Genomic DNA, 23,996 nt, shown 5'->3' with positions numbered 1-23,996 from the left:
CAATTAATAGGACAAAGAAGATGTGGTTTTTATTTATTTAATTTTATTTAAAACAGTAGCTTGAGAATTTAATTTTTAAATTTAATAATAGTAATGATTTATTTACAGCAATAAATGAATAAAATGTCAAAAAACCATTAGAACAATAATAGTTAGAGTACTAATAGTATTATTTTAATACAAAAGAACACTAAACCTGCAATTGCTTAGTGCTCTAATAAATTTATATGGAGAGTAAACTTTGTGGTTTTATCGCTTTAAAGCGCTTGGTATTGAAAGGTTAGGCATTATTAATAACGCCTTTAAAAAGTAGGGGGTAACGTCTTAGTCTATTGCCAATGTAGTCATCAGCTAAAATTTGCTGGCAAATGAAATCAATATCTTTGCTTGCTTCAAATACCCAATCAAAGCGCTCTATAGCCAGTAAAAAACCACGCTTTAAATGAGTTTGAGAACGGTACTGTTCTAGGTTGTCTTGAATAATAGAGACTTTACTTGGATTAGCTTTAAGCTCTTCTACTACTTGATTAATAAAAGTAGTATTGAGCTTACTGGTCGGGCGGTGTCTTAGTTTTCGTGGGTGCATTAGCTCTCGTTTGCAATGTTATATAATTTTTTCAAAAAGTCGTCTTTATGCTTTTCATGCTCGTAGTCAAGGTGGTAAGTATTATGAAAACCAAAGCGCAGTTCTACGCCGCTACCTTGTAGATATACGGTGTAACCGTCTACGTCTGAATATGCAGTAACTCCCTGATAATGTTTGCCTTCATCAGTCATTTCACCTTTTTGAATTATGCGTTCATATACGGCTAAAATCTGTTTATTGTCGAGTTCGTTTTTCATGTTTTATACCTTTTATTAAAAAGCTAATACGATATAGATATGAGGGTCGATCATCTTAAAAACAATAGCTAAAAAAATGTGATATTGCTTTGTAATTTGGCCTTTTTAAATTATGCTCAAAATTCATTTATTGTTGAGCTTACACCATGATAGACAAGGCGTTACTACTAAAAACTCGTGAGTTATCGGATCAATTAATTGCATTGCAAACGCCTATTAGGATACTCGATGCTATTAATTGGGATAAACAAACTAAAGAGGAGTTTTTTAGACAAAAATGTCAAAAAAATCCACTGATCGATCGTGCATACTATCAACAGCGCGATCTTGGTTTTGTACCTAGCGAGTTACGCCAAGCGTTTTCTACTTTGCACCGTAACATTATTAACCAATTGGGTCAGTTAAATCCCATAGCTCAATACATGGGAAAAATGTGCACAGAGTATAAAACAGTATTAAGCATGCTTGAGTATCGTGGCACACCAGAGTTTCATGACTTATCGGTGGAGTTATTTGGTCACCCTAAAGATTTATTTCATGCCGGTGAGCCCTCACTTTCTGAGCTAGCTAATATGCTAGATAAACCGCTGCAAAATTTACTTATAGCCGACATACTGCCTGACGACCCTAAAAATATTGATGCAGTTGATGCAGTGCGTATTCTGTCTGAGCAAGTAACCGCTAGTATGGCAGGCATAAACGTAGAGGTAATGCTTAGCGATGGTATTGTTAGTGATGCAGCCGCAGGTGCTAATAATATAAAGCTTAATCAAGATGTTAAGTTTTCTCAGCGTGAACTTGATATATTGGAAGTTCACGAAGGGTGGATACACGTAGGTACCACTCAAAATGGTTTAGCTCAGCCTTATTTAACGTGTTTGAGTAAAGGCACGCCTAGCTCTACCATTACTCAAGAAGGCCTAGCGGTATTAACCGAAATTATTACTTTAAAATCGACCCCAAGGCGCTTATCTAAATTAGTTAACCGTATTCAGGCCGTTACAAAGGTAATAGATGGCGCTGAGTTTGTAGACATTTACCGTGATTACGTAGCGCAAGGTTTATCAAAAGATGACAGCTACACACTCGCGCAGCGTGTATTTAGAGGCAGTACGCCAACAGGTTTGCCTTTTACAAAAGATATTGCCTACATTAAAGGCTTTGTATTGGTTTATAACTTAATACGCGTTGCAATACAGCTTGGTCGAATAGATAGACTCCCTTTATTACTGGTAGGTAAAATATCGATAGATGATTTTAGATTAATATCGCAGCTTCATGATTTAGGTGTAATAGAGAGCCCACAATTTGTGCCACCACACTTTAAAGACTTACGTGGTTTGGCAACTTGGTTGAGCTTTGGCCGCTTTATTGGCGATTTATCGTTTGAAAAGTTAGAAAACGATTATAAACCGTTATTTTTATAATTAATCAACATAACCTACCGACATAAAAAAAGCCCATAACGGGCTTTTTAAATAAAGTACTTTAGGTTTTGCTATCGAGCATTGGTGCTTTCAAATATTTTGTCAGCTGAGGCTGCAACAAAACCAGTATAAAGCTCACCGTCGGCTTTAGGGTAACGAATAGCAAACTCATAAAAACAGCTAGGGATGCTCATATCACCGTCACTAAAGGTAACAGAGTATTCATCAGCAAGTGTTGACGATTGCTCTAGTAACACCTCTGGTGAGCCTTTAACTTCACCGCCTGACGTATTAAGCGAAAAGCCGGCGTCTTTTAGGGCTTGGTTAACATCATGAATGTTATCAAACTTAGCAAGCGTATTAATATTTACGGTAAAGTGATTGGCGCGGTAACCCCACGCCGACATCCACGCTGCATACTCGCTTTCAGCTAGCAGCTGCTTATAAGTATCGGTGCTTACTTGCCAATGCGTGCCTGAATATAAAAAGTTGTCTGCTGTAACTGCACTTTCGTCAATTTGGCTTACCATATCTGTCACGATGGCTTGTAACTCTGGCGAGCATTTTTCTACTAATAGTTCAGAGATAAACACTTTTGGCTGATTAGGATCGCTATGCTCGTAGTGCTTTGCATAGAGTTTTTTAGCTTCAAAATGGTACTCACCACATTCTTTGTAACCAATAGCTAAAAAGTGAGCAGCGAGCTTTTCAAGACCCACTTTTTCAATATTAAACGTACGCAGCGCAATATGATCGTTAATAATGTCATCTTTTTGCGTTGACCCTAAAAGGTCATGAATTTTGTCTGCCGATGGTGTTACGTTTAAGTAGTTTTTCCAAAGGCTCTCAAATAATGTGTTTACATCAGTATGCATGTTAAATCCTTAAATCTAAAATTTTGGTTTTATTGCTTATTCAATTACCAAGCCTGGCGCTAGGGTTTGCGGTAAGCTCACTTTGTCTGACTCAACAGATGCCACAGGGTATGCACAATAATCGGCGGCATAATAGGCACTTGCTCTGTGATTACCACTGGCGCCTATGCCGCCAAATGGAGCTGCACTAGAGGCACCTGTAATGGGGCGGTTCCAGTTAACAATACCTGCACGGATGCGCTTTAAGAAGTGAGTGTAATCATCTTCACTGTCGCTAAGTAAACCTGCAGATAAGCCAAAGCTTGTGTTGTTAGCTTCAATAATTGCGCTGTCAAAGTCGTTGTAACGATACACTTTAATAAGCGGTCCAAAATGTTCTTCATCTGGCATATCGGTAATGTTTGTTACATCAATAATGCCTGGGCTTACAAAACCGGTGCCTGATTTTAATTGCTTAAGTTCAACAAGGATTTGCGCACCTTTTGAGACTAATTCACTTTGTGCGGCAACCATACCCAGTGCTGCTTTTTCGCTTATCATTGCACCCATAAAAGGCTGCTCTGTAGCAAAGCTGTCGTCTACAACTATGTTTTTAGTTGCGCTTATTAGCTTTTCTAAAATAGCATCGCCATTGAGCGACTTTTCAATAAATAAGCGACGTGCACACGTACAGCGCTGACCTGAGGTAATAAAGCCTGATTGAATAATATCGTGCACAGCGGCGCTTATATCGCTCACATCTTTTACAATAAGAGGATTATTGCCGCCCATTTCAAGTGCTAAAATTTTGCCAGGGTGTCCTGCAAACTGTTTATGTAATAAGTGACCTGTGTTTGAACTACCGGTAAAAAACAAGCCATCTATATCTTTATGAGATGCAAGTGCTTTACCTGTTTCAATTTCACCTTGGACAAGGTTGATAACACCCGCTGGCAAACCTGCTTTTAACCAAAGTGAGAGGGTAAATTCTGCAACGTGCGGAGTCAATTCTGATGGCTTAAATACAACGGTATTACCGGCTAAAATTGCAGGAACAATATGCCCGTTTGGTAAATGCCCCGGAAAGTTATACGGGCCAAAAATAGCCACAACGCCATGCGGTTTGTGTCTAATAAACGCTTTAGCACCGGGCATTGGGTTTTCGGTTGTACCTGTACGCTCATGGTACGCTTTTACAGATATAGCTACTTTGCCTGTCATTGCGCCCACTTCGGTGCGGGTTTCCCATAATGGCTTTCCTGTTTCGCGTGCAATTATGGTCGCAAATTCTTCGCTGTATTCTTTTAATTGTGCTGCGAAGCTTTCAAGAATGACTATACGCTCTTCAAGTGGTTTGTCAGCCCATTGTAATTGCGCAGCTCTGGCTGCTTTTATAGCCGAATCTACTTGCTGGGCGTTTGCGCCATTACCTTGCCATACCACATCGCCATTACTTGGATTGATTGACTCAAATACTGGGCCAAGGCCTGTATGCCACTGGTTATTAATTAGGTGTGTATTCATAAATTATTTACAGGCGGAAAAATCGCGCTGCGTCTCCTTGGCTTAAATTAAGCGCCTCAGCCACATCTTGGCTAATGACGAGAGTATGTTTTGCATGATTGTAATGTGCGTCTTTGGTAAATGTTGCTCTAAAGCCACTTACGCCTTGATTACATACAGCCAGCGTATCTGAGCTATTTTGTGATATGTGATCAAGCTCACCAATAGTAATAGGGCAAACTTGAGAGTCGCGAATGCTGCGAATATTACCAAGCTTTGCTTCAACCGTTGGGCCTGCGTCAAATAAGTCAACGTAGCCTCTGTGCTCAAAACCTTCTTTTTCTAATAATTTTAGCGCAGGTTTTGTTTTTTCATGCACATGGCCAATAACAGCTTGGGCTTTTTTGCTAAGCAAGTTCACATAAATAGGGTATTTAGGCATTAACTCGCTAATAAATACCTTATCGCCTAAGCCCACTAAGTGATCCGCTTCTGGAAATTCGATACTAAAAAAGTGTTCTTGCAGCCATTGCCAAAAAGGAGAATGGCCATCTTCGTCGCTAACACCGCGCATTTCTGCGATAACAGTATCGGCAAAACGCTCGCTATGCTGAGCCATAAACAAAAAGCGTGAACGCGATAAAAATCGACCCGTTAGGCCTTTACGACTATTTTCGCGCAAAAATAATGTGCATATTTCAGAGCAGCCTGTGTAGTCGTTACACATGCTTAAAATATCAACGGTGTTATATACATTTAAAGTAGGTGAGTGGTGTACTGTTTTACCTAAATGATAATGATATAAAGGCACCGATAAACCTACCGCAGCTTCTATAGCGGTTGTACCAATAACGTCACCTGTTTCACTGTCTTCTAAAACAAATAAATAGCTTTCATCAAGTGGCTGGTTAATGTTTTTGGCAAAGCTTTTTTCAGCACGTTCAATTTTTTCTTTAAGCTGTGCATCGTCCACAGGCAAAGAGGTAAACCCATGGCCTGACTCAATTGCTATTTGTTTAAGCGCTTCAAAATCATTGGCAGTAATAGGACGTAATACTTGCATTTATTGCTTGCTCCAATAGCACGCCAGTAGGCGTGCTAATTTAAACTATATTAACCGTTTACTACATCGCTAACCGCTTTTTCAAAGCGCGCTAAGCCTTCTTTAATATCTTCAAACGGAATAACTAAAGACGGTGTAAAGCGAATTACATTCATGCCAGCTACAAGGTTCATTAAACCATTATTAGCACTTGCTACTAAAAAGTCGCGTGCACGGCCTTCAAATTTGTCATTTAGTACTGCGCCAATTAATAAGCCTTTACCACGTACTTCGCTAAATACGTTGTATTTTTCGTTAATTGCGTTTAATCCGTCACGGAATAATTGCTCGCGCTCTTTAACACCGTTTAGTACGTCTGGTGTATTTACTGTATCAAATGCCGCTTCGGCCACAGCACAAGCAAGTGCGTTTCCGCCATAAGTAGAACCGTGAGTACCAATTTTTAAATGCTCAGCAATAGGTGTACGAGTGATCATAGCGCCAATAGGAAAACCACCACCCAATGCTTTTGCCGTTGTTAAAATGTCAGGAACAACCCCTAAACCTTCATAAGCGTATAAATCGCCTGTGCGACCAACACCCGTTTGTACTTCATCAAAAATAAGTAACGCGTTATGTTTAGTACAAAGTTCGCGTACTTTTTTAGCAAATTCATCTGTTGGTGAAATAATACCGCCTTCACCTTGTAATGGTTCCATCATAACAGCACATGTTTTATCGCTGATCAGCGCTTCAAATGCCGCTATATCGTTAAAATCACAATGTACTATGTCAGCAGGTTTTGGACCAAAGCCATCTGAATAAGCCGCTTGCCCGCCCACAGTTACTGTAAAGAATGTGCGACCATGGAAACCTTTATTAAATGCAATAATTTGCGTTTTTTCAGCGCCATATACGTCCAATGCATAACGACGAGCTAATTTAAGAGCGGCTTCGTTTGCTTCTGCGCCTGAGTTTGCAAAGTAAACTTTATCAGCAAATGTTGCTTCAACCATTTTTTGAGCTAAACGAAGTGCTGGCTCATTGGTCATAACATTTGATAAATGCCAAATTTTTTCGCCTTGCTCTTTTAATGCTGTAACTAATGCAGGATGACAGTGACCCAAACAGTTAACGGCAATACCACCGGCAAAATCAATGAACTCATTGTTATTTTGATCCCAAACGCGTGAACCTTCACCACGAACTGGGATAATTGCTGATGGGTTATAGTTTGGTACCATTACGTCGTTAAATAAGTCTCTTGTTACTTGCATTTTTACACCTAAATTTAATGGGCTTAGATAAAAGATTAGTTGCTAACTCAAAGAAGAATATAGCCTTTATTCTTCAGCAAACACGTTATTATTTCTTATAGAGGTCATTATCGAAGGTTAGCTGTTAAAATTGCAGTGCTATTTTGTGAAAAATGATTAAAATAAAAGTCAAAATAACGAAGAAAATAACCATTATGATAACTCCACAAGATGAAAAGCTACTTTCTGTACTAAAAACAAATGCAAGAGCGAGTATTTCTGATCTTGCGCGAATGCTTGACTTGTCTCGTTCAACAGTACAGAGCCGAATGCTCAAATTAGAAGAAACCGGTGTAATTAAAGGCTATAGCGTTGATTACGGTGACGACTACCTTAGTAAAATGGTATCAGCTCATGTGTCTATAAAAGTAAGACAAAAATTAACGACTAAAACAAACATTGAGCTTAAGCAAATTGATGCTATTTCACAGCTATATGCCATAAGTGGTGAGTTTGATTTAATTGCGGTGGTACAGGCTCAAAATTTAGAACAGCTTAGTCATTTGTTGGACGATATAGGAAATCTTGATGGGGTGGAGCGCACAACATCTTCTGTTATTTTAGAAACTAAATTTAAGCGCTAGAGTCAGTGAGTTTTTTGTTTTTAGTCGTTAAGTGAACACTCGGTATACTTTAGGTCAATAATAAAAAGGCTAGGGTCTGTTGAACCTTCAAGGTTAAATTAACAGCCCCCAAAAAATTCTTCCTAGGCGCTATTTTCTCTTGGTTGCCTACATAGATGCAGGGTAGGGGGCGTGAGCAGGGCGCGGAAGCTTTGCTCGGTTTTTATTTATTCTTACATGGATGTAAGCAATTAGAATAACGCAGGAGCAGTTATCGAGCACACTAGCTTATAAATCTTGCGCCGCAATTAAATAGCACCTAGTTTGAACAAATTTTTATCCACAAAGATAAACAGACCCTAGATATAAATGCATTAATTTAAATATTTAAGCGTGCTTTTTATAAGTTAATAGCAATAAATCATAGATTTAAATATTGAAGCTATTGATAAGGTACAAAATTTTGTAAAGAAAATTAATACTTTTTTATATGCATGACTATACTTGTTTTAATTTGTACATTATTTAGCAATGGATTATGCCCGCATATCTTTTCACTCTTTTGTTAGGTTTAACTGGGCCTCTCCAGTTTGGGACAAACTTACCCACCACAGCTCCTAATAATGCAGTCAACCAAGTCGAGTGTATTTTATTTGAAATGGGAGCGCCTTTTCAGCTACAAACCTTGCCATGGTTACGTGCACGTCGAGAAGTAAAGTTAGAGCGCTTAGATGGATATTTCACAACCCATTTAATGCCTGAAATGAAAGCTTATGGACGTATATCATCCCCCATTTTTTTAGAAAGCTGGTACTGGTTCACTCACCCAGAGAGCATTAATAAACCAAAAAATAAAATGCGTTATGGTGCAGTAAGAGGAAGTTATCAAGCAAATTGGTTTAAAACTCAGAATATTATTGCTGAGGTAGAAGTAAATTCATTAGAAGAAATAGTAAATGTAATGCACCATAAACGGATTGATAGAATCCTACTTGATTTAGACGATTTTGAATTAGCAGCCTCTAAGCTAGGGATCAATAAAGACGAGTACCAAAAAGAATTTTTTAGATATGTACCTTTGGGATTATTTGCTTCGCATTCACTTATCAAACGCCTTCCTGAATTTATGCAGCAGTTCGATGAAAATATAAATACTTGTGCGCAAGCTCCATTTTCACTATCAAAAAGTGAAGAAACGCAAATACTTGATAGGCTCTACAGTAGCGCTAAAACCTTATTAAACTTACCTAGTTTAGTCGAAGAAGTTCAAATAAGTAATGAGTCTCCTTTGAGTGAGCCTGAAATTATGAAACGAGACCAGCTATGGATAAAAGAAAGTAAACACGTTGGGCATGCTGATGCGTTAACTATGCTTGATTTACCGTTATCTAAGGTATTTAAAAAATGGCAATCGCAGTTTAAAGGTGTTGTTACTGAGCTTATATTGACTGATAGCCAAGGAAAAAATATAGCAATAAGTAAGTTAACCAGTGATTACTGGCAAGGAGATGAGAATAAGTTTACTAAAATATTTAAACAGTCAAAGGACTATAACTTTGATAGCGTTACATATGATGCATCAACACATCATTTTCAAGTACAGCTAAGTTTTCCTGTTTTAGATAATAATAGCCATATTGGAGTGTTGATTTTAGGTGTTGATGTAGAAAAAGCACTCCATTCGTCAAACGAAAAGAGTAACTAACTCGATACCTTTTACATAAGTTAGCTAAGCTTTGGAACTTTTGCTTAGCTAACATTATATTATGGATGTATTTTTTCTGAGGTCGGCTTTTTTCTTATAATTTCTTTTTTGGCTTCATCAAGCTTTATAAAATAAGCATTACCGCCAATACCTTTAAATTCTTCATCTGTAAATACAATAGTATTGTCATCAAAAAAAGTGACAGCTTCTTTTTGAGTTACTATTCCTAAGTCAATTTTTGATACATCGCCAGAAAAAAACTTATCACCCTCAAAATTTTCGAATAACCAAATACTGGTTGAATCAAGTAATATCAGCTTTTTACGATCAGGGCTTAAAGCAGCCGATGTTATCCAGCATAGCTTTTCTAAAGTGGTACATGTTTTAAATGAATCTATTAACTCGGCTTTAAAATTAGCAGCATGATCGCCCACTTTATAAACCTTAGTAATACCATCAAATGGCTCTGTGCGGTTTTTAGTAAATAAATATAAGTGACGTCCTAGAGCTACAAATGCCTCTAAATCAAAATTACGGTTATTAGGCTTTATAGGACTGCCATCCATTTCGGGGTAGGTAAACTTAATTATTTCTGCTTGAGTCGTATCTGTTTTTATATCTATCGGGTTTTCTATTTTATAAATAGTGAGCCATCTACGATCGTTTTTGTTATTACCAAAATCGCCTAAAAAGAAGTGCCCAAATTTGTTTTGGGTCATGTCTTCCCAATCAATGTTTTTAGCGTTTTCAACTAAAATTTCTTTAGCAATAGAACCGTCTTTATTGAGTCTGTATAGCTTTGGTTCATTGCCTCCGTCGTTAATAGCCCATAAACGTTGTTGTTTATCAAATTCTATTCCTGATATTTCTTTTAATTTAGGGTCAACTGAAATTTCTTTTTTACTGTATAGGGTATAAATTGAGGTACCAATAAATGCAGCTACAACTAAAAAAATGATGGTGGTAGTTATTAAAATGGTTTTTTTCAACATGAAATTAATGATATTTCAGAGTATTAGAATGATGTGTATTATCCATGATGAAGTAATATAAAAAAAGTAATTTAGGATTTTAAATTTTCTTCGGATATTTGCAGCTATAAATATTTATATATTGAACTAATGAGGTTTTTAATAGTTTGTTGGTTTGAATATTGCTCTGTATGTTAAGTATCATTTAAAGCGTATTGTATATAAGGTTAATGCACCTTTTTGGTGTAATTGAAATATTATTTGCACTGTAATAAAGCGTAAATAAAGTTTTGTTTAACTAATAACACGTTTAATGATTTTTAGATGGTTACCACATCGCCTTTTTGTTTAGTTGTATGGCCTGTGGCAAAGATTAAGTACCCTTTTTGGTTTAGTTGGAGCCTGCTATGTTGAATAAACGTTTTTTTAAAACAAAAGATGAAGCTGAAGTTACTTTTGAATTTTCTCATCCAGAGGCAGAAGAAGTTTGCTTATTAGGTGAATTTAATGATTGGAAACCAGTGCCAATGAAGCTTTATAAAAAACAAGGTGTGTTTAAATTTAAGCAACGCTTACCTATCGATCAACAATTTCACTTTCGTTATCTGATTAATGGAGACATTTGGGATAACGACCATCAAGCTGACGGTTATATCGGCAATACATTTGGCACAGAAAACAGCATAGTAAATACTCAACGCACTAATTAAGGCGATTCAATGGATGCTCTTTCGCAGTTGTTCTACCTGCATGGTATTGGCTTTGAATTCACTAAGTATACAGGTGAACAGGTATTTTTTAGCGAAGAAACGCGTAAACGTGCTTTGCAATGTTGTGGTGTTGATACAAATAATGAAGCAGGAATAGCTCAACTAACTTATGATTTAGATGCATCGCTTTGGCTTGCTTTAGTACCTAGTGTGAGTTTAGTTGAGCAAAGTACATGTTTGTTAAAGCTTCGTATAGATGAACGTCAGCAATATTTAGCCGCTAATATCGATGTCCCTTCACTTGGAATGCATTTAGCATTTGATAACCTTTATAACTTGGCTGTCACTGGTGAATATTACTTGCATGGCGTTCGCTATATTGAGCTGGCACTACCCATTGGTAATATGCCAATTGGCTATCATGACGCTAATGTTCAGGTAGGTGAGCAACACGCTATTACACAAATTTGGTGCGTGCCTGAGCAAGTCTATCAAGTGGGAGACACAAAGCGCACTGGATTATCTATTCAGCTTTACACATTAAAAAATAGAGCGAATTTTGGTATTGGCGACTTTGACGATTTATTAGCGCTTACAAAACTATGCAGCTCCCAAAACATGGATTATATATTACTTAATCCACTGCATTTGTTATTTGCTGATATGCCAGAGCGAGCCAGTCCTTATAGCCCTAATAGTCGCGCTTTATTAAATCCTCTTTATATTTCTATCGTACTAAGCGAAGACGCAATAAATAACGAAAACCTTGACGCCATTATGCAGCAAGATGATGTCGCTGCACTTATTAAAAGTAATGATCAGTTTATAGATTATGAAAATGTAAGTCGTATAAAGTATACGTTATTTGAAGCGCTTTATAATCAGTTTGAATTAACGGCAAGTGATGAGCGTCGCCAAGCGTTTACTGATTTTTGTAATGCTCACTCTACTACGTTAAATACCCTCGAATCAGATAACCTAACATTTGCTTATTACCTGCAATGGCAAGCGCATATGCAACTTGCACTGTGTCAAAAAAGTTGCGCAGAGAGAGGCATGGCTATTGGCTTAATAAACGACTTAGCTGTTGGTTGTGCTGGCGATGGGGCTGAATTTAAAAACCAGCAATCGCTGTTTAGCCAAGGTGCAAGTGTAGGCGCTCCACCCGATCCATGGGCTGAAGCAGGTCAAAATTGGGGCCTCCCAGCCCTCAATCCCCAAAGCCTTAGTAATAATCACTACCAATTTTACCGCTTGCTCATTCGCGCAAACATGCAAAACGTAGGTGGACTTCGAATTGACCACGTAATGGCTATTAGGCGCCTATGGTGGTGCTTTGAAAGCAATGGCGAACAAGACGGCTGTTATGTTTATTATCCGTTTGAGCATTTACTTGCCATTTTAAAAATTGAATCGCATATTAATCAGAGTATTGTTATTGGTGAAGATTTAGGCATCGTACCGCCAGAGGTTAGGGAAGCTTTGGCATCTAGCGGTATTTTTTCCAACAGCTTATTTTATTTTGAGAAACAACACAGTGGAGAGTTTTTATCGGTAGATGAGCTAGCAACACATTGTTTGTTAATGATAGCCAATCACGATGTCCCTCCATTTACAGGCTGGTGGCAACATGATGATTTAGATATTAAGCAACAATATAAGCTTATAACTTGCAATGAATACGAGCAACTAAAGCAACAGCGAATAGAAGAGCAACAAAGGTTACTACGTTTTATTAATCACGATGGCAATACAACTGAGCTTTTATTACATAGTGAAGCAGTGACTGTTTATAGCGCACTTGCATTGTGTTTAGCAGGCTCTCAATCGCGTTTATTTGCAATACAAATAGATGACTTAGATGAGCAGAAGTATCCGGTTAATATCCCCGGGACAGATAAAGAATATCCTAATTGGCGACGTGTATTAACGCATACCAGTGAAGAAATTTTTACCAAAAATGCCTCACTTTTAGCTGCTATCGATTCAATAAGGAAAGGTTAAATGAGCAGTACAACTAATGAAAATAGTTATGATGCACAAGTACACGCATTAAATATAGGGCGATTTAAAGACCCATTTAGCTTCTTAGGGGCACATAAAACGGATGCTGATGTTGAAATTCGTTTTTATCTACCTTGTGCAATAAGCGTAAGTGTTACATTAAATAATAAAAGTATTAAGGCGAAACGCTACCAGCAAAGTGACTTATTTATAGCCAAAGTTGATGCTTTGCCCACTGCGCCATATGAATGCATTGCTCAGTACACAGATAGCAGCGTTACCTTTTATGATGAATACAGCTTTGAAAGCACACTTGATGCAGAGGCAATGTATTTATTTAACGAAGGCAGTCTTGAACATGCTTACTCGCATTTTGGTGCACATTTTAGTACTCAACAAAACGTAGACGGTGTACGTTTTTGTGTATGGGCGCCTAATGCGGCAAGTGTCTCTATTATTGGTGAGTTTAACTTTTGGCAAGCGAATCGCCACTTTATGCGCTTTCATCCTGCAAGTGGTGTATGGGAGTTATTTGTACCAGGCCTTAAAGCTGACATGTGCTACAAATTTGCAATTACCGCGCAAAGTGGAGAGGTGCTCGAAAAAGCCGACCCTTTTGCATTTAAAATGCAACAAGCACCTGGCACTGCAAGTGTACTGCAGTATAAACCAGTACCTATAAAGCTTGGCGAGCAGGCTCTTCAAAACAGACAAAAGCGTAACCATATAGATGCACCAATTAGTATTTATGAAGTGCATTTAGGCTCATGGCAACGGGCTGAAAACAACCGCTATTTAAGTTACACAGAGCTTGCCGACAAACTCGTTAGCTATGCCCTTGAAATGAATTTTACTCACCTGCAACTTATGCCAATAAGTGAATACCCGTTTGATGGTTCGTGGGGGTATCAGCCTGTTGGATTATTTGCACCTACCAGCCGCTTTGGCGACTACAACAGCTTTAAATACTTTGTCGAGCAGTGCCACAAAGCTAATTTAGGTATTTTGCTTGATTGGGTACCAGGGCATTTTCCAAGCGATCCGCATGGCTTACATCGATTTGATGGCACCCATTTATATGAGCATGCTGATAAGCGCCAAGGGTTTCATCCTGATTGGAATACCTACATTTATAACTACGACCGTCCTGAAGTTAAAAGCTTTTTAATATCAAATGCTATGTATTGGCTACATCAATTTGGTTTAGATGGCCTGCGTGTAGATGCCGTAGCTTCTATGTTGTATTTAGATTACAGCCGAAAAGAAGGCGAGTGGGTTGCTAATTGTTACGGCGGGCGTGAAAACTTAGGTGCAATTGAGTGCCTAAAGCAAGTCAATATACGCAGCTATAAAAACAACCCAGGCATTATGATGGTGGCTGAGGAGTCGACAGCATGGCCGGGTGTCACCCAAAGTGTTGAGCACAACGGTTTAGGCTTTGGTTATAAGTGGAACATGGGTTGGATGAACGATAGTTTGCATTACATGCAACACGACCCACTTTATCGTCAGCATCATCATCACGAAATGACTTTTTCGATGGTATACGCGTTTAGCGAAAACTATATATTGCCATTAAGCCACGATGAGGTAGTACATGGTAAAGGCTCGTTAATTGAAAAAATGCCAGGCGATGATTGGCAAAAATTTGCAAATTTACGCGCTTATTACGCATTTATGTGGGCACACCCGGGTAAAAAACTCTTATTTATGGGCGGTGAAATCGCACAGCGAAAAGAGTGGGGGCACGATCATTCTATCGATTGGCATTTACTTGAGCACCAAAGCCACAGCGGTATAAAGCACACCGTAAAAGCGCTCAATACCGTTTATAAAACCCAACCCGCGTTGTATGAGCTTGATTCGAGCGCGGCTGGTTTTACCTGGATAGATAACAATAATAATCAGCAGAGCATTTTAAGCTTTGTTCGCTATGCTAAAAACGCAAAAAACTTTGTGGTTGTTATTGCTAATTTTACCCCTGCGTCCTATGAAAACTACGTTATTGGCGTACCGAGTAAAGGGCGTTACAAGGTCATTGTAAATACAGATGATACTCAGTTTTTTGGCTCTGGCGTTGAGGTAACTAAAGATTCAGCGCAGATAGTTCACGCTACAAATGAATCAAATCATGGCTTTAAACACAGTATTTCAATTGCCATTGGTGGCTTAACAACTATTTACTTACAAAAGGTTGATGATGAGTAACCGATTTGATGTAGCCCCCGGTAATGTAGAACCGCTAGGCTCTAGTGTTATCAATAATGGAGTTAACTTCGCGCTTTATGCGCCAGGTGCAAGCCAAGCTTATGTGTGTTTGTTTGATAAAAGTGGCCATTCAGAAATTCTAAAAATGGCGATGAATATTAACGAAGGTGGCATTTGGAGTATTCATATTTCGCCATTAAACGCCGGCGCACTTTATGGTTTTAGAGTCGAGGGTGAATATAACCCTAAAAATGGCCAACTGTTTAACGAAAATAAGCTACTTATAGATCCATATGCAAAGGACTTGTTTGGTGAGTTCACATGGAGCGAACGCCATTATGGGCAAATGCCAATTGGTACTAAAAGCACCGTAAATAATGCGATTGATATACCTAAATCAAAAGTAGCTGCTCCTACGTTGTACGCGCATAAAAAGCCAAACCACCTTTGGTCAAACACGGTTATTTACGAGTGCCATGTTAAGGGCACAACGTGTCGTCATCCTAAAATACCTAAATCTCTACAAGGGAAGTTTTTAGGGTTAAGCCACCCAAGCTTTATTGAGCACTTACAAAGCTTTGGAGTTACAGCCGTTGAGCTTTTACCTGTTCATTCTTTTATTAGTGAGCAATTTTTAACAGGAAAAGGGCTGCAAAACTATTGGGGTTATAACACGCTTAACTTTTTTACCCCCCATAAAGACTATTTGGTAAACGACGATATAAACGAGTTTAAGCAAATGGTGCGCGAGCTTCATGCTGCCGACATAGAAGTTATTTTAGACGTTGTTTATAACCATACAGCAGAGGCAGGGGCGGATGGCCCAATATTATCGCTAAGAGGCTTTGATAACTTAGCGTATTACCGCACAGTAGAGGGTCAGCCTAATGTATATATAAACGATACCGGCTGTGGAAATACTATAAATATTGATCACCCTAAAACACTGCAACTTGTACTTGATAGCCTTCGTTATTGGGTTGAAGTAATGGGAGTTGATGGTTTTAGGTTTGATTTAGCGACCATTTTAGGCCGCTCAAAAGCAGGCTTTAGCTCCGCACATACTTTTTTACAAGTAGTTGCCCAAGACCCTGTGCTTAACAAAGTTAAGTTAATAAGTGAGCCTTGGGATATAGGCCCAGGTGGTTATCAGCTTGGTGCATTTCCGCCGCCATGGCGAGAATGGAACGATCAATATCGCGATGTAATTAGACGTTTTTGGCAAAGTGAAACAGGCATTATTGCAAGCGTTGCAAAACGTTTGCACGGATCGTTTGATATTTTTGAGCACAGCCAACGTGGACCACTTAATAGCATTAACTTTATAACGAGTCATGATGGTTTTACCCTTGCTGATTTAGTGAGTTATGAGCATAAACATAACGAAGCTAATGGCGAGCAAAGCAGAGATGGACACAGCGCAAATCATTCGTTCAACTGTGGAGTAGAAGGCTTTACTAGTGACTCAAAAATAAACGCACTGCGTTTGCAACAACAAAAGAACTTTTTACTTACTTTAATACTCTCAAAAGGTGTTCCCATGATTGCCGCTGGCAGCGAAATGGCGCACTCTCAAGGGGGTAATAACAATGCTTATTGCCAAAATAATCGCACTAGCTGGCTTGCCTGGAAAGATTCTCAACTTAATCATTCGCTAACACGATTTATTGATGATGCTTTAAAAATTAGACGCGCGCACAGTGCGTTCAAACACAGTGTATTTTTAGATGATATAGACGAGCGTTTTACCGTTAAGTGGTTTACCGAACAAGGTAAAACCATGACCGACGCTCATTGGCATGAAGATACCAGACAGTTTTTAATGTATAGCTTACTTGATAAGCAAAACAATCATGCATTGCTGATGGTATTTAATGCCAGTAAAAAAACAGTTTTTTGCCAAATGCCGCCTTCGCCTATTAATGCGCCGTGGCAAATGGTTTTATCAAGTGTAAATAATGCATCTGTGAGTAGTAATGAAGATGCGATGGTTGAAATTTCAGCACAAAGTAGTTGGGTTTTTAGTGCTAATTTAGAGGATGTAAGTCATGGCTAAACAAAGTGAACAAGTGTGTGTAGTAAAGAGCTGGCAAGAAGGGCCCGTTATTGATGAAAGTACGCTTAAAGATGACTTAACACGGCATTTTTATTATACCCTAGGTCGCGATAAGGTCGGCGAATCAAGACTGTATTTATACCATGCTTTAGCGCTGACTATTCGCGACAGACTTGTTGCCCGCTGCAGAGAAACGAATCAACAAATTAAGCAAGAGAAACGCCGCAAAACGGCTTACCTTTCTCTTGAGTTTTTGATGGGACGTGCGCTGGGTAATGCAATACTAAACCTAGATTTAGACGACCAAGTTGCTGCTGCATTACAAGAATACTGCACAACAGTAGAAACGCTTGAAGATGCCGAGCACGACGCAGGCCTAGGAAATGGTGGGCTAGGGCGCCTTGCAGCCTGCTTTTTAGATAGCTGTGCTAGTTTAGCGTTGCCTGTTATTGGCTATGGCCTACGATACGAATACGGCATGTTTAATCAATCGATTAAAGATGGTAACCAAATTGAGCAACCAGATAACTGGCTACGTGAAGGACATCCATGGGAGCTAAGCGCACCAGAGCATGCAAAACGTGTGAAGTTTGGTGGCTATGTGCAAAGTTACACAGATAAATTTGGCAGAGAGCACCGTCAATGGATGAGTTCACAAGATGTATTAGCTGTACCTTACGATGTCCCTGTCCCTGGGTATAAAAACAATATCGTAAATACACTTCGTCTGTGGAAATCAGAGGCAACAGATGAATTTAATTTAACCGAATTTAATGCGGGCAGTTATTCAGAAGCCGTCGCACAAAAAAATCTAGCCGAACAGATCACCATGGTGCTGTATCCAAATGACAGCAGCGAAAATGGTAAGGAGCTTAGGTTACGCCAACAATACTTTTTATCATCGGCGAGTATTCAAGACGTAGTCGACCAATGGGTTTCCCAACATGGCGAGAGCTTTAGTGACTTTGCTGATTTTCATGTTTTTCAGTTAAATGACACGCATCCAAGTATTGCTGTTGCGGAGCTAATGCGTATTTTAATTGATGATTACGAATTAAATTGGAACGACGCTTGGGAAATTACAACTAAAACAATGGCTTACACAAATCATACGCTACTTCCTGAAGCGCTTGAAAAATGGTCTGTTTCGTTGTTTTCAAAATTATTGCCACGCATTTTAGAAATAGTTTACGAGATAAATGCACGCTTTTTAGCACAAGTTTCACAGCAATGGCCGGGAGATGTTGAAAAGCAACGTGCATTGTCACTGATTGAAGAGGGTGATGAGCCGCAAATTCGTATGGCTTATTTAGCTATTGTAGGTAGTTACTCTGTAAATGGCGTAGCAGCACTTCATACTGAACTGTTAAAAGCGGGATTATTTAAAGAATTTTATGCACTGTGGCCAGATAAGTTTAATAACAAAACAAATGGTGTAACGCCTCGTCGATGGCTTGCGCACTGTAATCCAGTATTAAGTGAATTAATTGGTGAAAAAATTGGCCATGATTGGGTTAAAAACTTTTCAAAAATTAGTGACCTACGTCGTTTTTATGACGACAAGGCATTTCATGAGCAGTGGCAAAATGCTAAACGTGAAAACAAACAACGTTTAGTTGATTTAGTTAAGGCGCGCTGCGATATCGATTTTGATGTATCAATGATGTTTGACGTACAAGTAAAACGTATCCACGAATACAAACGTCAGCTATTAAACATACTTCATGTGATTCATTTATATGACCGTATTCGCCGTGGGGATACCCAAGGGCTTGTTCCTCGTTGTGTTCTATTAGGTGGTAAAGCAGCGCCGGGTTATTACATGGCTAAAAAAATTATTAAGCTTATTAATAACGTGGCAGAGGTTATAAATAAAGACCCTCAAGCTGCGCCATATTTACGCGTCGCCTTTTTGCCTAATTACAACGTAACCGCAATGGAAGTTATTTGTCCTGCAACTGATCTCTCAGAGCAAGTATCTACCGCAGGCAAAGAAGCGTCTGGTACTGGCAACATGAAATTTATGATGAATGGTGCATTGACAATAGGCACGCTGGATGGCGCAAACATTGAAATTAGAGATGCTGTTGGTGCTGATAACTTCTTTTTGTTTGGCGCACAAGCGCACGAAATTGACGATATTAAATCACGTTATAATCCAGAGCATTTAATATCGCAAAATAGCGATTTAAAGAATGTGATGCAATTACTCGAGAGCGGGCATTTTAATTTATTTGAACCATGCTTATTTGACGACATAACAAATGCAATTAAGAGCCCGCACGATCCATGGCTTGTTGCTCACGATTTTGAAAGTTATGTAGCAGCTCAAAAAGAAGTTGATAAAGCTTACGCAGATCAGACCTACTGGACACAAATGAGTATTTTAAATACAGCAGCCAGTGGTATGTTTTCAAGTGACAGAACCATAAGCCAATACAGTGAAGATATTTGGCATTTAGAACCCCTCAATATTAGTGAAACAGACTTAACGACAACTAAAAGCCATGCCACTAACAGCCTAGACTAAATGGAGAGAGTATTATGCCTAATTATGCAAATCGCTACATAAGTAGCCTAACCAGAGAAACTTACGCGTTAATACTGGCAGGCGGTCGCGGTTCTCGCCTGCATGAGTTAACCGATTGGCGAGCAAAGCCAGCAGTTTACTTTGGTGGTAAACATCGAATTATCGATTTTCCACTATCAAACTGCATTAACTCGGGTGTGAGACGTGTTGGTATTGCTACACAATATAAATCACATTCATTAATACGCCATGTAAACCGCGCATGGGGGCACTTTAAAAAAGAGCTAGGAGAGTCGGTTGAAATACTACCTGCATCTCAGCGCCAAGGTGATGATTGGTATTGTGGAACCGCAGATGCTGTTTTTCAAAACATAGATATTATTCGTCACGAGCTTCCTAAATATGTGATGATTTTGTCTGGAGATCATGTGTACCGTATGGACTATGGTGCTTTATTAGCTGAACATGTGCAAAAAGGCGCAGATATGACTGTGTGTTGTATTGAAGTTCCAGTAGAGGAAGCCGCAGACACGTTTGGTGTAATGACCGTTGATGAAGAAAATAGAGTGTGTCGTTTTGATGAAAAACCAGCAATGCCGAGCTCCGTACCCGGCAAGCCAGGTACATGTTTAGCATCAATGGGGAACTACATCTTTAATACTGAATTTTTGTTTGAGCAACTTAAAAAAGATTCTGAGAATGAAGGCTCTGGACGCGATTTTGGTCACGATATTATTCCAGCGATTATAGAAGAGCATAATGTATTTGCCTTCCCATTTAGAGATCCAAACCAAGAAGGGCAACCTTATTGGCGAGATGTAGGTACGCTTGATTCGTTCTGGGAAGCTAATATGGAACTGGTAATGCCAGAACCACAACTTGATTTATACGATCCAACGTGGCCAATATGGACTTATCAAGAGCAACTACCACCTGCTAAGTTTATTTTTGATGATGAAGATAGACGTGGTATGGCTTTAGACTCAACAGTCTCGGGTGGGTGTATTATTTCGGGCTCTGCGGTTAGAAAATCCCTGTTGTTTTCTAACGTTCACGTTCGCTCATTTTGTACCATTGAGCAGTCGGTTATTTTACCCGGTGCGGTTATAAACCGAGGTTGTAAAATTAAACGCGCAATAATAGATAGAAGCTGTGAAATACCGGCAGGTCTTGAAATAGGTTTTGACAAAAAAACAGATGAAGAAAACGGCTTTAGGGTATCTAAAAAAGGTATCGTTCTTGTTACACGTGATATGCTCACTGAGCTTGCAAAAAAGTTAGAACGCCAAGCGCGAGAAAATAAAAAGCTAGCGTAACAACAAGTTAGATAAGCACGACAACATAGCTTGCTCATTTGTGAGCAAGCTCACACAGGTTTAAAGGAAATAATAAATTAATGCATGTATTAATGGTTGCAGCAGAAAATGACGCGTTACCAGGCGCAAAAGTAGGCGGTGTGGCAGATGTAGTACGCGATGCACCTAGGGCACTCGCAAAGCAAGGTATAACGGTTGATGTTGTTATTCCTGATTACGGGTTTGTGCCGCTTGAGCGTATTTATGTAGGTGAAGTAACCGTTGCATTTAATGCTCAACCTCATGTGTTAACCGTTTTTAATGTACAACAAGCCGAAAATAATGTAAGCCAAATTGTTATTAGCCACCCGCTATTTAGTGAATCAGGCAGTGTATATTGTAACGATGCACCCGGGAGGCCTTTTGCAACTGATGCGACTAAATTTGCTCTATTTAACGCAGCCGTCTGCGAAGCGTTATTACAAGGTGTATTAAAGCGCCCTACAGCGCTGCATTTACATGATTGGCACAGTGCCTGCGTTGCAGTTTTACTTAAGTTTGAGCCACGTTATAGCTCACTTAATACCTTACCTATTGCCTTCACTGTGCATAATATTGCACTGCAAGGTATTAGACCTTTCAAACATGATGATTCAAGCTTAGAGGCGTGGTTTCCATCACTTAGTTATAATGGCCAGCAATTATGCGACCCGCGTTACCCTCATTGTTTTAATCCTATGCGCAGTGCAATAAATCTATGCGATAAAATACATGTTGTATCGCCAACATATAGCCAAGAGGTTCTCGAACCTAGTAATTACGAACATGGTTTTTTTGGTGGCGAAGGGCTTGAGCAAGATCTGCAAAATGCAGCAAGCCAAGGCAAGCTTGTTGGTATTTTAAATGGCTGCGAATATCCAAGCAATGCACTTGAAGGAGCAACTCTCGCTGATTTTTATAGCCAAGCTGAGAGTACTTTATTTACTTGGATGGCAATTAGCGAGCAGTTACAAAGTGGCTACTATATTGCCCACCAACGACTACAGCAATTTAAAGCAACGGTTAATAACGGTCCATTAGTTACAAGCGTTGGCCGTCTTACTGAGCAAAAAGTGTTGTTATTGTGCCAGCAGGTTAATGGGGTTTTAGCTATTGATAAAGTGTGCCAATTAATTAATGAGCATAACGGCAGACTTATTATTCTCGGCTCGGGTGACAAAGAGCTCGAAAGTATATTTACCAAAGCAATGGCGCGTAATTCCAATCTTTTATTTTTAAAGGGGTATGGGCAAGGTGTTGGCGATTTAATGTATCAATTAGGTGACTTATTTTTAATGCCAAGCTCGTTTGAACCGTGTGGTATTAGCCAAATGCTAGCAATGCGAGCGGGGCAACCGTGTTTAGTACACAGTGTTGGCGGATTAAAAGATACTGTTAAACACCACGAAAATGGTTTTAGCTTTAATGGAGACACGTTGGCAACGCAAACGCGTAATTTAATTAGCTGTTTAGACGAAACTCTCTTAATTAAAAAGCAAAATCCTAAAAGATGGCATAAAATTAAGCACAGCGCAGAGCAAATGCGTTTTTCGTGGCCACAAGTGGCAACTGATTATATAACAACCTTATACCGGTAAATCGTTTCTGTACTTTAAAGTTTAGTGACAAATCTACCTGCTTAGGGTTTAATTACTTAGTATTATATAAAAGCTAAGAAGTAGGTAATGTGTCTGTATTTGTTGCAAGGCAAGCAATATTCAATCGAAGTAAAAAAGTAGTAGCCTATGAGCTACTTTTTCGTGATAGTCCAAAAAATTATTTTCCAGATATTGCAGAAGGCCAAGCAACAGCAAGGCTTATTATGGAAAATCAATTAAATTTAGGTACACGCCATATTACATCAGGCAAAAAAGCGCTTATTAATATAGGACCAGAATCACTAAAACTCGATTTATGTGCTTTCTTACCATGTCAAGACGTTGTGATTGAGCTGCTCGAAACCATAGAACCTACCGACGATAACTATGAGCTATGCCGAGGTTTATTTCATAGTAACTACAAACTCGCGCTCGATGATTTTGTATATAAACCACAATGGGATCGTTTTTTAAAGCTTGTGAAACTCATTAAATTTGATATTGCAATTACACCTCTTAGCGAAATACAGCCCATAGTTACTAAGTTACAAGCGCATAAAAAAATAAAAATACTAGCCGAAAAAATAGAAACACAAGAAGACTACAAGCTCGCCTTTGATATGGGGTTTGATTATTTTCAAGGCTATTTTTTTGCAAAGCCTACAATGATCAAGCAAAACGACATTGATTATAATTATGGTTTAGTCGTCGCTATTTACGCAGAAATAATGAAGCAAAGCCCTGATATTAAAACCATCGCAAGCCTGTTTGAGCTAGATGCTGCACTCGCATATAAGTTACTAAGATTAATAAACAGCGGTGTGTTTCCTATACAAAGCCAAATATCGTCATTAAAGCAAGCGCTTGTGTATTTAGGACACGAACGCCTGAAAAAGTTTGTGAGCCTTATTGTTACTGCTCATACAGCGGGTAAAAAGCCAGCAGAGCTAATGCAAGTATGTGTTGTACGTGCTCGCTTTTGTGAGCTTGTGGCAAAAAATGTTGATAAAAGTCAGTCAGGCGAAGCATTTTTAACAGGGTTATTCTCGTTACTGGATGCAATCCTTGATCAACCAATGAGCTTGCTTGTTGAAAAGCTACCTTTCCCTGATGAAATAAAAACGGCATTATTAGGGGACAAAAACACACTTTATTATATTTTAAACGTTGTTAAAGCATATGAAACAGGAAGCTGGTGGGCACTTGAACAAGCCGTACTTTTGCTAAATATAGACAGTGCTATACTACCTCCACTTTACCAACAGTCAGTCGATTGGGCTGACAGTTATAAGAATAATATTTAACGGATAATAGCTTTAATGCGCAATTATA

Annotated in this window: 18 protein-coding genes; 11 read left to right on the top strand and 7 right to left on the bottom strand. The window is 39.0% G+C overall.

The genetic code is table 11. The features are described 5' to 3' along the window. Nucleotides 1-280: 280 nt before the first annotated feature. Nucleotides 281-586 carry a hypothetical protein gene (locus H5118_RS15555; RefSeq protein WP_002958617.1) on the bottom strand — a complete coding sequence of 102 codons (306 nt, stop codon included), beginning with the start codon at nt 584-586 and terminating at the stop codon, nt 281-283. After that, a complete protein-coding gene (locus tag H5118_RS15550; protein ID WP_008169639.1) occupies nt 586-843 on the bottom strand; it encodes a DUF3081 domain-containing protein in 258 nt (85 codons plus the stop codon). Before H5118_RS15550 ends, H5118_RS15555 begins: the two co-directional genes overlap by 1 nt. A gap of 146 nt (nt 844-989) precedes the next feature. Between H5118_RS15550 and H5118_RS15545 the strand changes: the two genes are divergently transcribed. Further along, nucleotides 990-2,270 (top strand): flavohemoglobin expression-modulating QEGLA motif protein, encoded by a 1,281-nt coding sequence (locus H5118_RS15545; protein WP_002958615.1) that lies wholly within the window; start codon nt 990-992, stop codon nt 2,268-2,270. Between the two features lie 71 nt (nt 2,271-2,341). On the opposite strand, the gene H5118_RS15540 is transcribed toward H5118_RS15545, so the two are convergent. From H5118_RS15540 to H5118_RS15525, 4 genes are read right to left on the bottom strand one after another with little or no spacing between them, the layout of a single operon-like run. After that, on the bottom strand, nt 2,342-3,145 hold the full coding sequence (locus tag H5118_RS15540) for a DUF1338 domain-containing protein (RefSeq protein WP_182693143.1): 804 nt from the start codon (nt 3,143-3,145) through the stop codon (nt 2,342-2,344). A 36-nt stretch (nt 3,146-3,181) separates the two neighbouring features. Then, nucleotides 3,182-4,648: a succinylglutamate-semialdehyde dehydrogenase gene (gene astD / locus H5118_RS15535; RefSeq protein ID WP_182749383.1), complete on the bottom strand. Its 1,467-nt coding sequence runs from the start codon at nt 4,646-4,648 to the stop codon at nt 3,182-3,184. Between the two features lie 7 nt (nt 4,649-4,655). Further along, nucleotides 4,656-5,690, bottom strand: a complete 1,035-nt coding sequence (gene astA, locus H5118_RS15530; protein ID WP_182749381.1) for an arginine N-succinyltransferase — start codon at nt 5,688-5,690, stop codon at nt 4,656-4,658. 50 nt (nt 5,691-5,740) lie between these two features. Continuing rightward, a complete protein-coding gene (locus H5118_RS15525; RefSeq protein WP_182749379.1) occupies nt 5,741-6,946 on the bottom strand; it encodes an aspartate aminotransferase family protein in 1,206 nt (401 codons plus the stop codon). A 194-nt stretch (nt 6,947-7,140) separates the two neighbouring features. On the opposite strand from H5118_RS15525, the gene H5118_RS15520 reads away from it, so the two are divergent. Further along, nucleotides 7,141-7,569, top strand: a complete 429-nt coding sequence (locus tag H5118_RS15520) for an Lrp/AsnC family transcriptional regulator (protein ID WP_002958609.1) — start codon at nt 7,141-7,143, stop codon at nt 7,567-7,569. Between the two features lie 517 nt (nt 7,570-8,086). Then, the gene (locus H5118_RS15515; RefSeq protein WP_165724042.1) at nt 8,087-9,253 is read left to right on the top strand and encodes a cellulose-binding family II protein; all 1,167 of its coding nucleotides are present in this window, start codon (nt 8,087-8,089) and stop codon (nt 9,251-9,253) included. A gap of 59 nt (nt 9,254-9,312) precedes the next feature. Here the strand turns inward: H5118_RS15515 and H5118_RS15510 are convergent, their stop codons facing one another. Next, nucleotides 9,313-10,245 (bottom strand): hypothetical protein, encoded by a 933-nt coding sequence (locus H5118_RS15510; protein ID WP_024595451.1) that lies wholly within the window; start codon nt 10,243-10,245, stop codon nt 9,313-9,315. A 386-nt stretch (nt 10,246-10,631) separates the two neighbouring features. Between H5118_RS15510 and H5118_RS15505 the strand changes: the two genes are divergently transcribed. From H5118_RS15505 to H5118_RS15470, 8 genes are all read left to right on the top strand, one after another. Further along, nucleotides 10,632-10,934 carry an isoamylase early set domain-containing protein gene (locus tag H5118_RS15505; RefSeq protein WP_024595450.1) on the top strand — a complete coding sequence of 101 codons (303 nt, stop codon included), beginning with the start codon at nt 10,632-10,634 and terminating at the stop codon, nt 10,932-10,934. 9 nt (nt 10,935-10,943) lie between these two features. Beyond that, nucleotides 10,944-12,938, top strand: a complete 1,995-nt coding sequence (gene malQ, locus H5118_RS15500; RefSeq protein ID WP_182749377.1) for a 4-alpha-glucanotransferase — start codon at nt 10,944-10,946, stop codon at nt 12,936-12,938. After that, a complete protein-coding gene (glgB, locus tag H5118_RS15495; protein WP_182749375.1) occupies nt 12,939-15,146 on the top strand; it encodes a 1,4-alpha-glucan branching protein GlgB in 2,208 nt (735 codons plus the stop codon). Continuing rightward, nucleotides 15,139-17,202 (top strand): glycogen debranching protein GlgX, encoded by a 2,064-nt coding sequence (gene glgX, locus H5118_RS15490; RefSeq protein ID WP_182749373.1) that lies wholly within the window; start codon nt 15,139-15,141, stop codon nt 17,200-17,202. Before glgB ends, glgX begins: the two co-directional genes overlap by 8 nt. After that, nucleotides 17,195-19,732, top strand: coding sequence for a glycogen/starch/alpha-glucan phosphorylase (locus H5118_RS15485; RefSeq protein WP_182749371.1), 2,538 nt, complete (start codon nt 17,195-17,197; stop codon nt 19,730-19,732). The genes glgX and H5118_RS15485 overlap by 8 nt, the downstream gene beginning before the upstream one ends. A gap of 14 nt (nt 19,733-19,746) precedes the next feature. Further along, nucleotides 19,747-21,048 carry a glucose-1-phosphate adenylyltransferase gene (glgC, locus tag H5118_RS15480; RefSeq protein ID WP_002958601.1) on the top strand — a complete coding sequence of 434 codons (1,302 nt, stop codon included), beginning with the start codon at nt 19,747-19,749 and terminating at the stop codon, nt 21,046-21,048. 80 nt (nt 21,049-21,128) lie between these two features. Further along, nucleotides 21,129-22,664, top strand: coding sequence for a glycogen synthase (locus H5118_RS15475; protein ID WP_182749369.1), 1,536 nt, complete (start codon nt 21,129-21,131; stop codon nt 22,662-22,664). Nucleotides 22,665-22,753: 89 nt separating this feature from the next. Beyond that, nucleotides 22,754-23,968, top strand: coding sequence for an EAL and HDOD domain-containing protein (locus H5118_RS15470; protein WP_182712436.1), 1,215 nt, complete (start codon nt 22,754-22,756; stop codon nt 23,966-23,968). Nucleotides 23,969-23,996: the final 28 nt, after the last annotated feature.

Source organism: Pseudoalteromonas sp. SR41-1 (genome assembly GCF_014164015.1).
Taxonomy (GTDB): Bacteria; Pseudomonadota; Gammaproteobacteria; order Enterobacterales; family Alteromonadaceae; genus Pseudoalteromonas; species Pseudoalteromonas distincta.
The sequence above is the reverse complement of the archived record's forward strand: the minus strand, read 5'-3'. Positions and strand labels throughout refer to the sequence as shown.

Bases quoted from the DNA above. Each gene is read 5' to 3' on its own strand.
- astD (WP_182749383.1), bottom strand. From the start codon at position 4,648: ATGAATACACACCTAATTAATAACCAGTGGCATACAGGCCTTGGCCCA.
- H5118_RS15525 (WP_182749379.1), bottom strand. From the start codon at position 6,946: ATGCAAGTAACAAGAGACTTATTTAACGACGTAATGGTACCAAACTAT.
- H5118_RS15545 (WP_002958615.1), top strand. From the start codon at position 990: ATGATAGACAAGGCGTTACTACTAAAAACTCGTGAGTTATCGGATCAA.
- malQ (WP_182749377.1), top strand. From the start codon at position 10,944: ATGGATGCTCTTTCGCAGTTGTTCTACCTGCATGGTATTGGCTTTGAA.
- H5118_RS15505 (WP_024595450.1), top strand. From the start codon at position 10,632: ATGTTGAATAAACGTTTTTTTAAAACAAAAGATGAAGCTGAAGTTACT.
- H5118_RS15550 (WP_008169639.1), bottom strand. From the start codon at position 843: ATGAAAAACGAACTCGACAATAAACAGATTTTAGCCGTATATGAACGC.
- H5118_RS15515 (WP_165724042.1), top strand. From the start codon at position 8,087: ATGCCCGCATATCTTTTCACTCTTTTGTTAGGTTTAACTGGGCCTCTC.
- glgB (WP_182749375.1), top strand. From the start codon at position 12,939: ATGAGCAGTACAACTAATGAAAATAGTTATGATGCACAAGTACACGCA.
- H5118_RS15520 (WP_002958609.1), top strand. From the start codon at position 7,141: ATGATAACTCCACAAGATGAAAAGCTACTTTCTGTACTAAAAACAAAT.
- H5118_RS15485 (WP_182749371.1), top strand. From the start codon at position 17,195: ATGGCTAAACAAAGTGAACAAGTGTGTGTAGTAAAGAGCTGGCAAGAA.
- glgX (WP_182749373.1), top strand. From the start codon at position 15,139: ATGAGTAACCGATTTGATGTAGCCCCCGGTAATGTAGAACCGCTAGGC.
- H5118_RS15540 (WP_182693143.1), bottom strand. From the start codon at position 3,145: ATGCATACTGATGTAAACACATTATTTGAGAGCCTTTGGAAAAACTAC.
- H5118_RS15555 (WP_002958617.1), bottom strand. From the start codon at position 586: ATGCACCCACGAAAACTAAGACACCGCCCGACCAGTAAGCTCAATACT.
- astA (WP_182749381.1), bottom strand. From the start codon at position 5,690: ATGCAAGTATTACGTCCTATTACTGCCAATGATTTTGAAGCGCTTAAA.
- H5118_RS15475 (WP_182749369.1), top strand. From the start codon at position 21,129: ATGCATGTATTAATGGTTGCAGCAGAAAATGACGCGTTACCAGGCGCA.
- H5118_RS15510 (WP_024595451.1), bottom strand. From the start codon at position 10,245: ATGTTGAAAAAAACCATTTTAATAACTACCACCATCATTTTTTTAGTT.
- glgC (WP_002958601.1), top strand. From the start codon at position 19,747: ATGCCTAATTATGCAAATCGCTACATAAGTAGCCTAACCAGAGAAACT.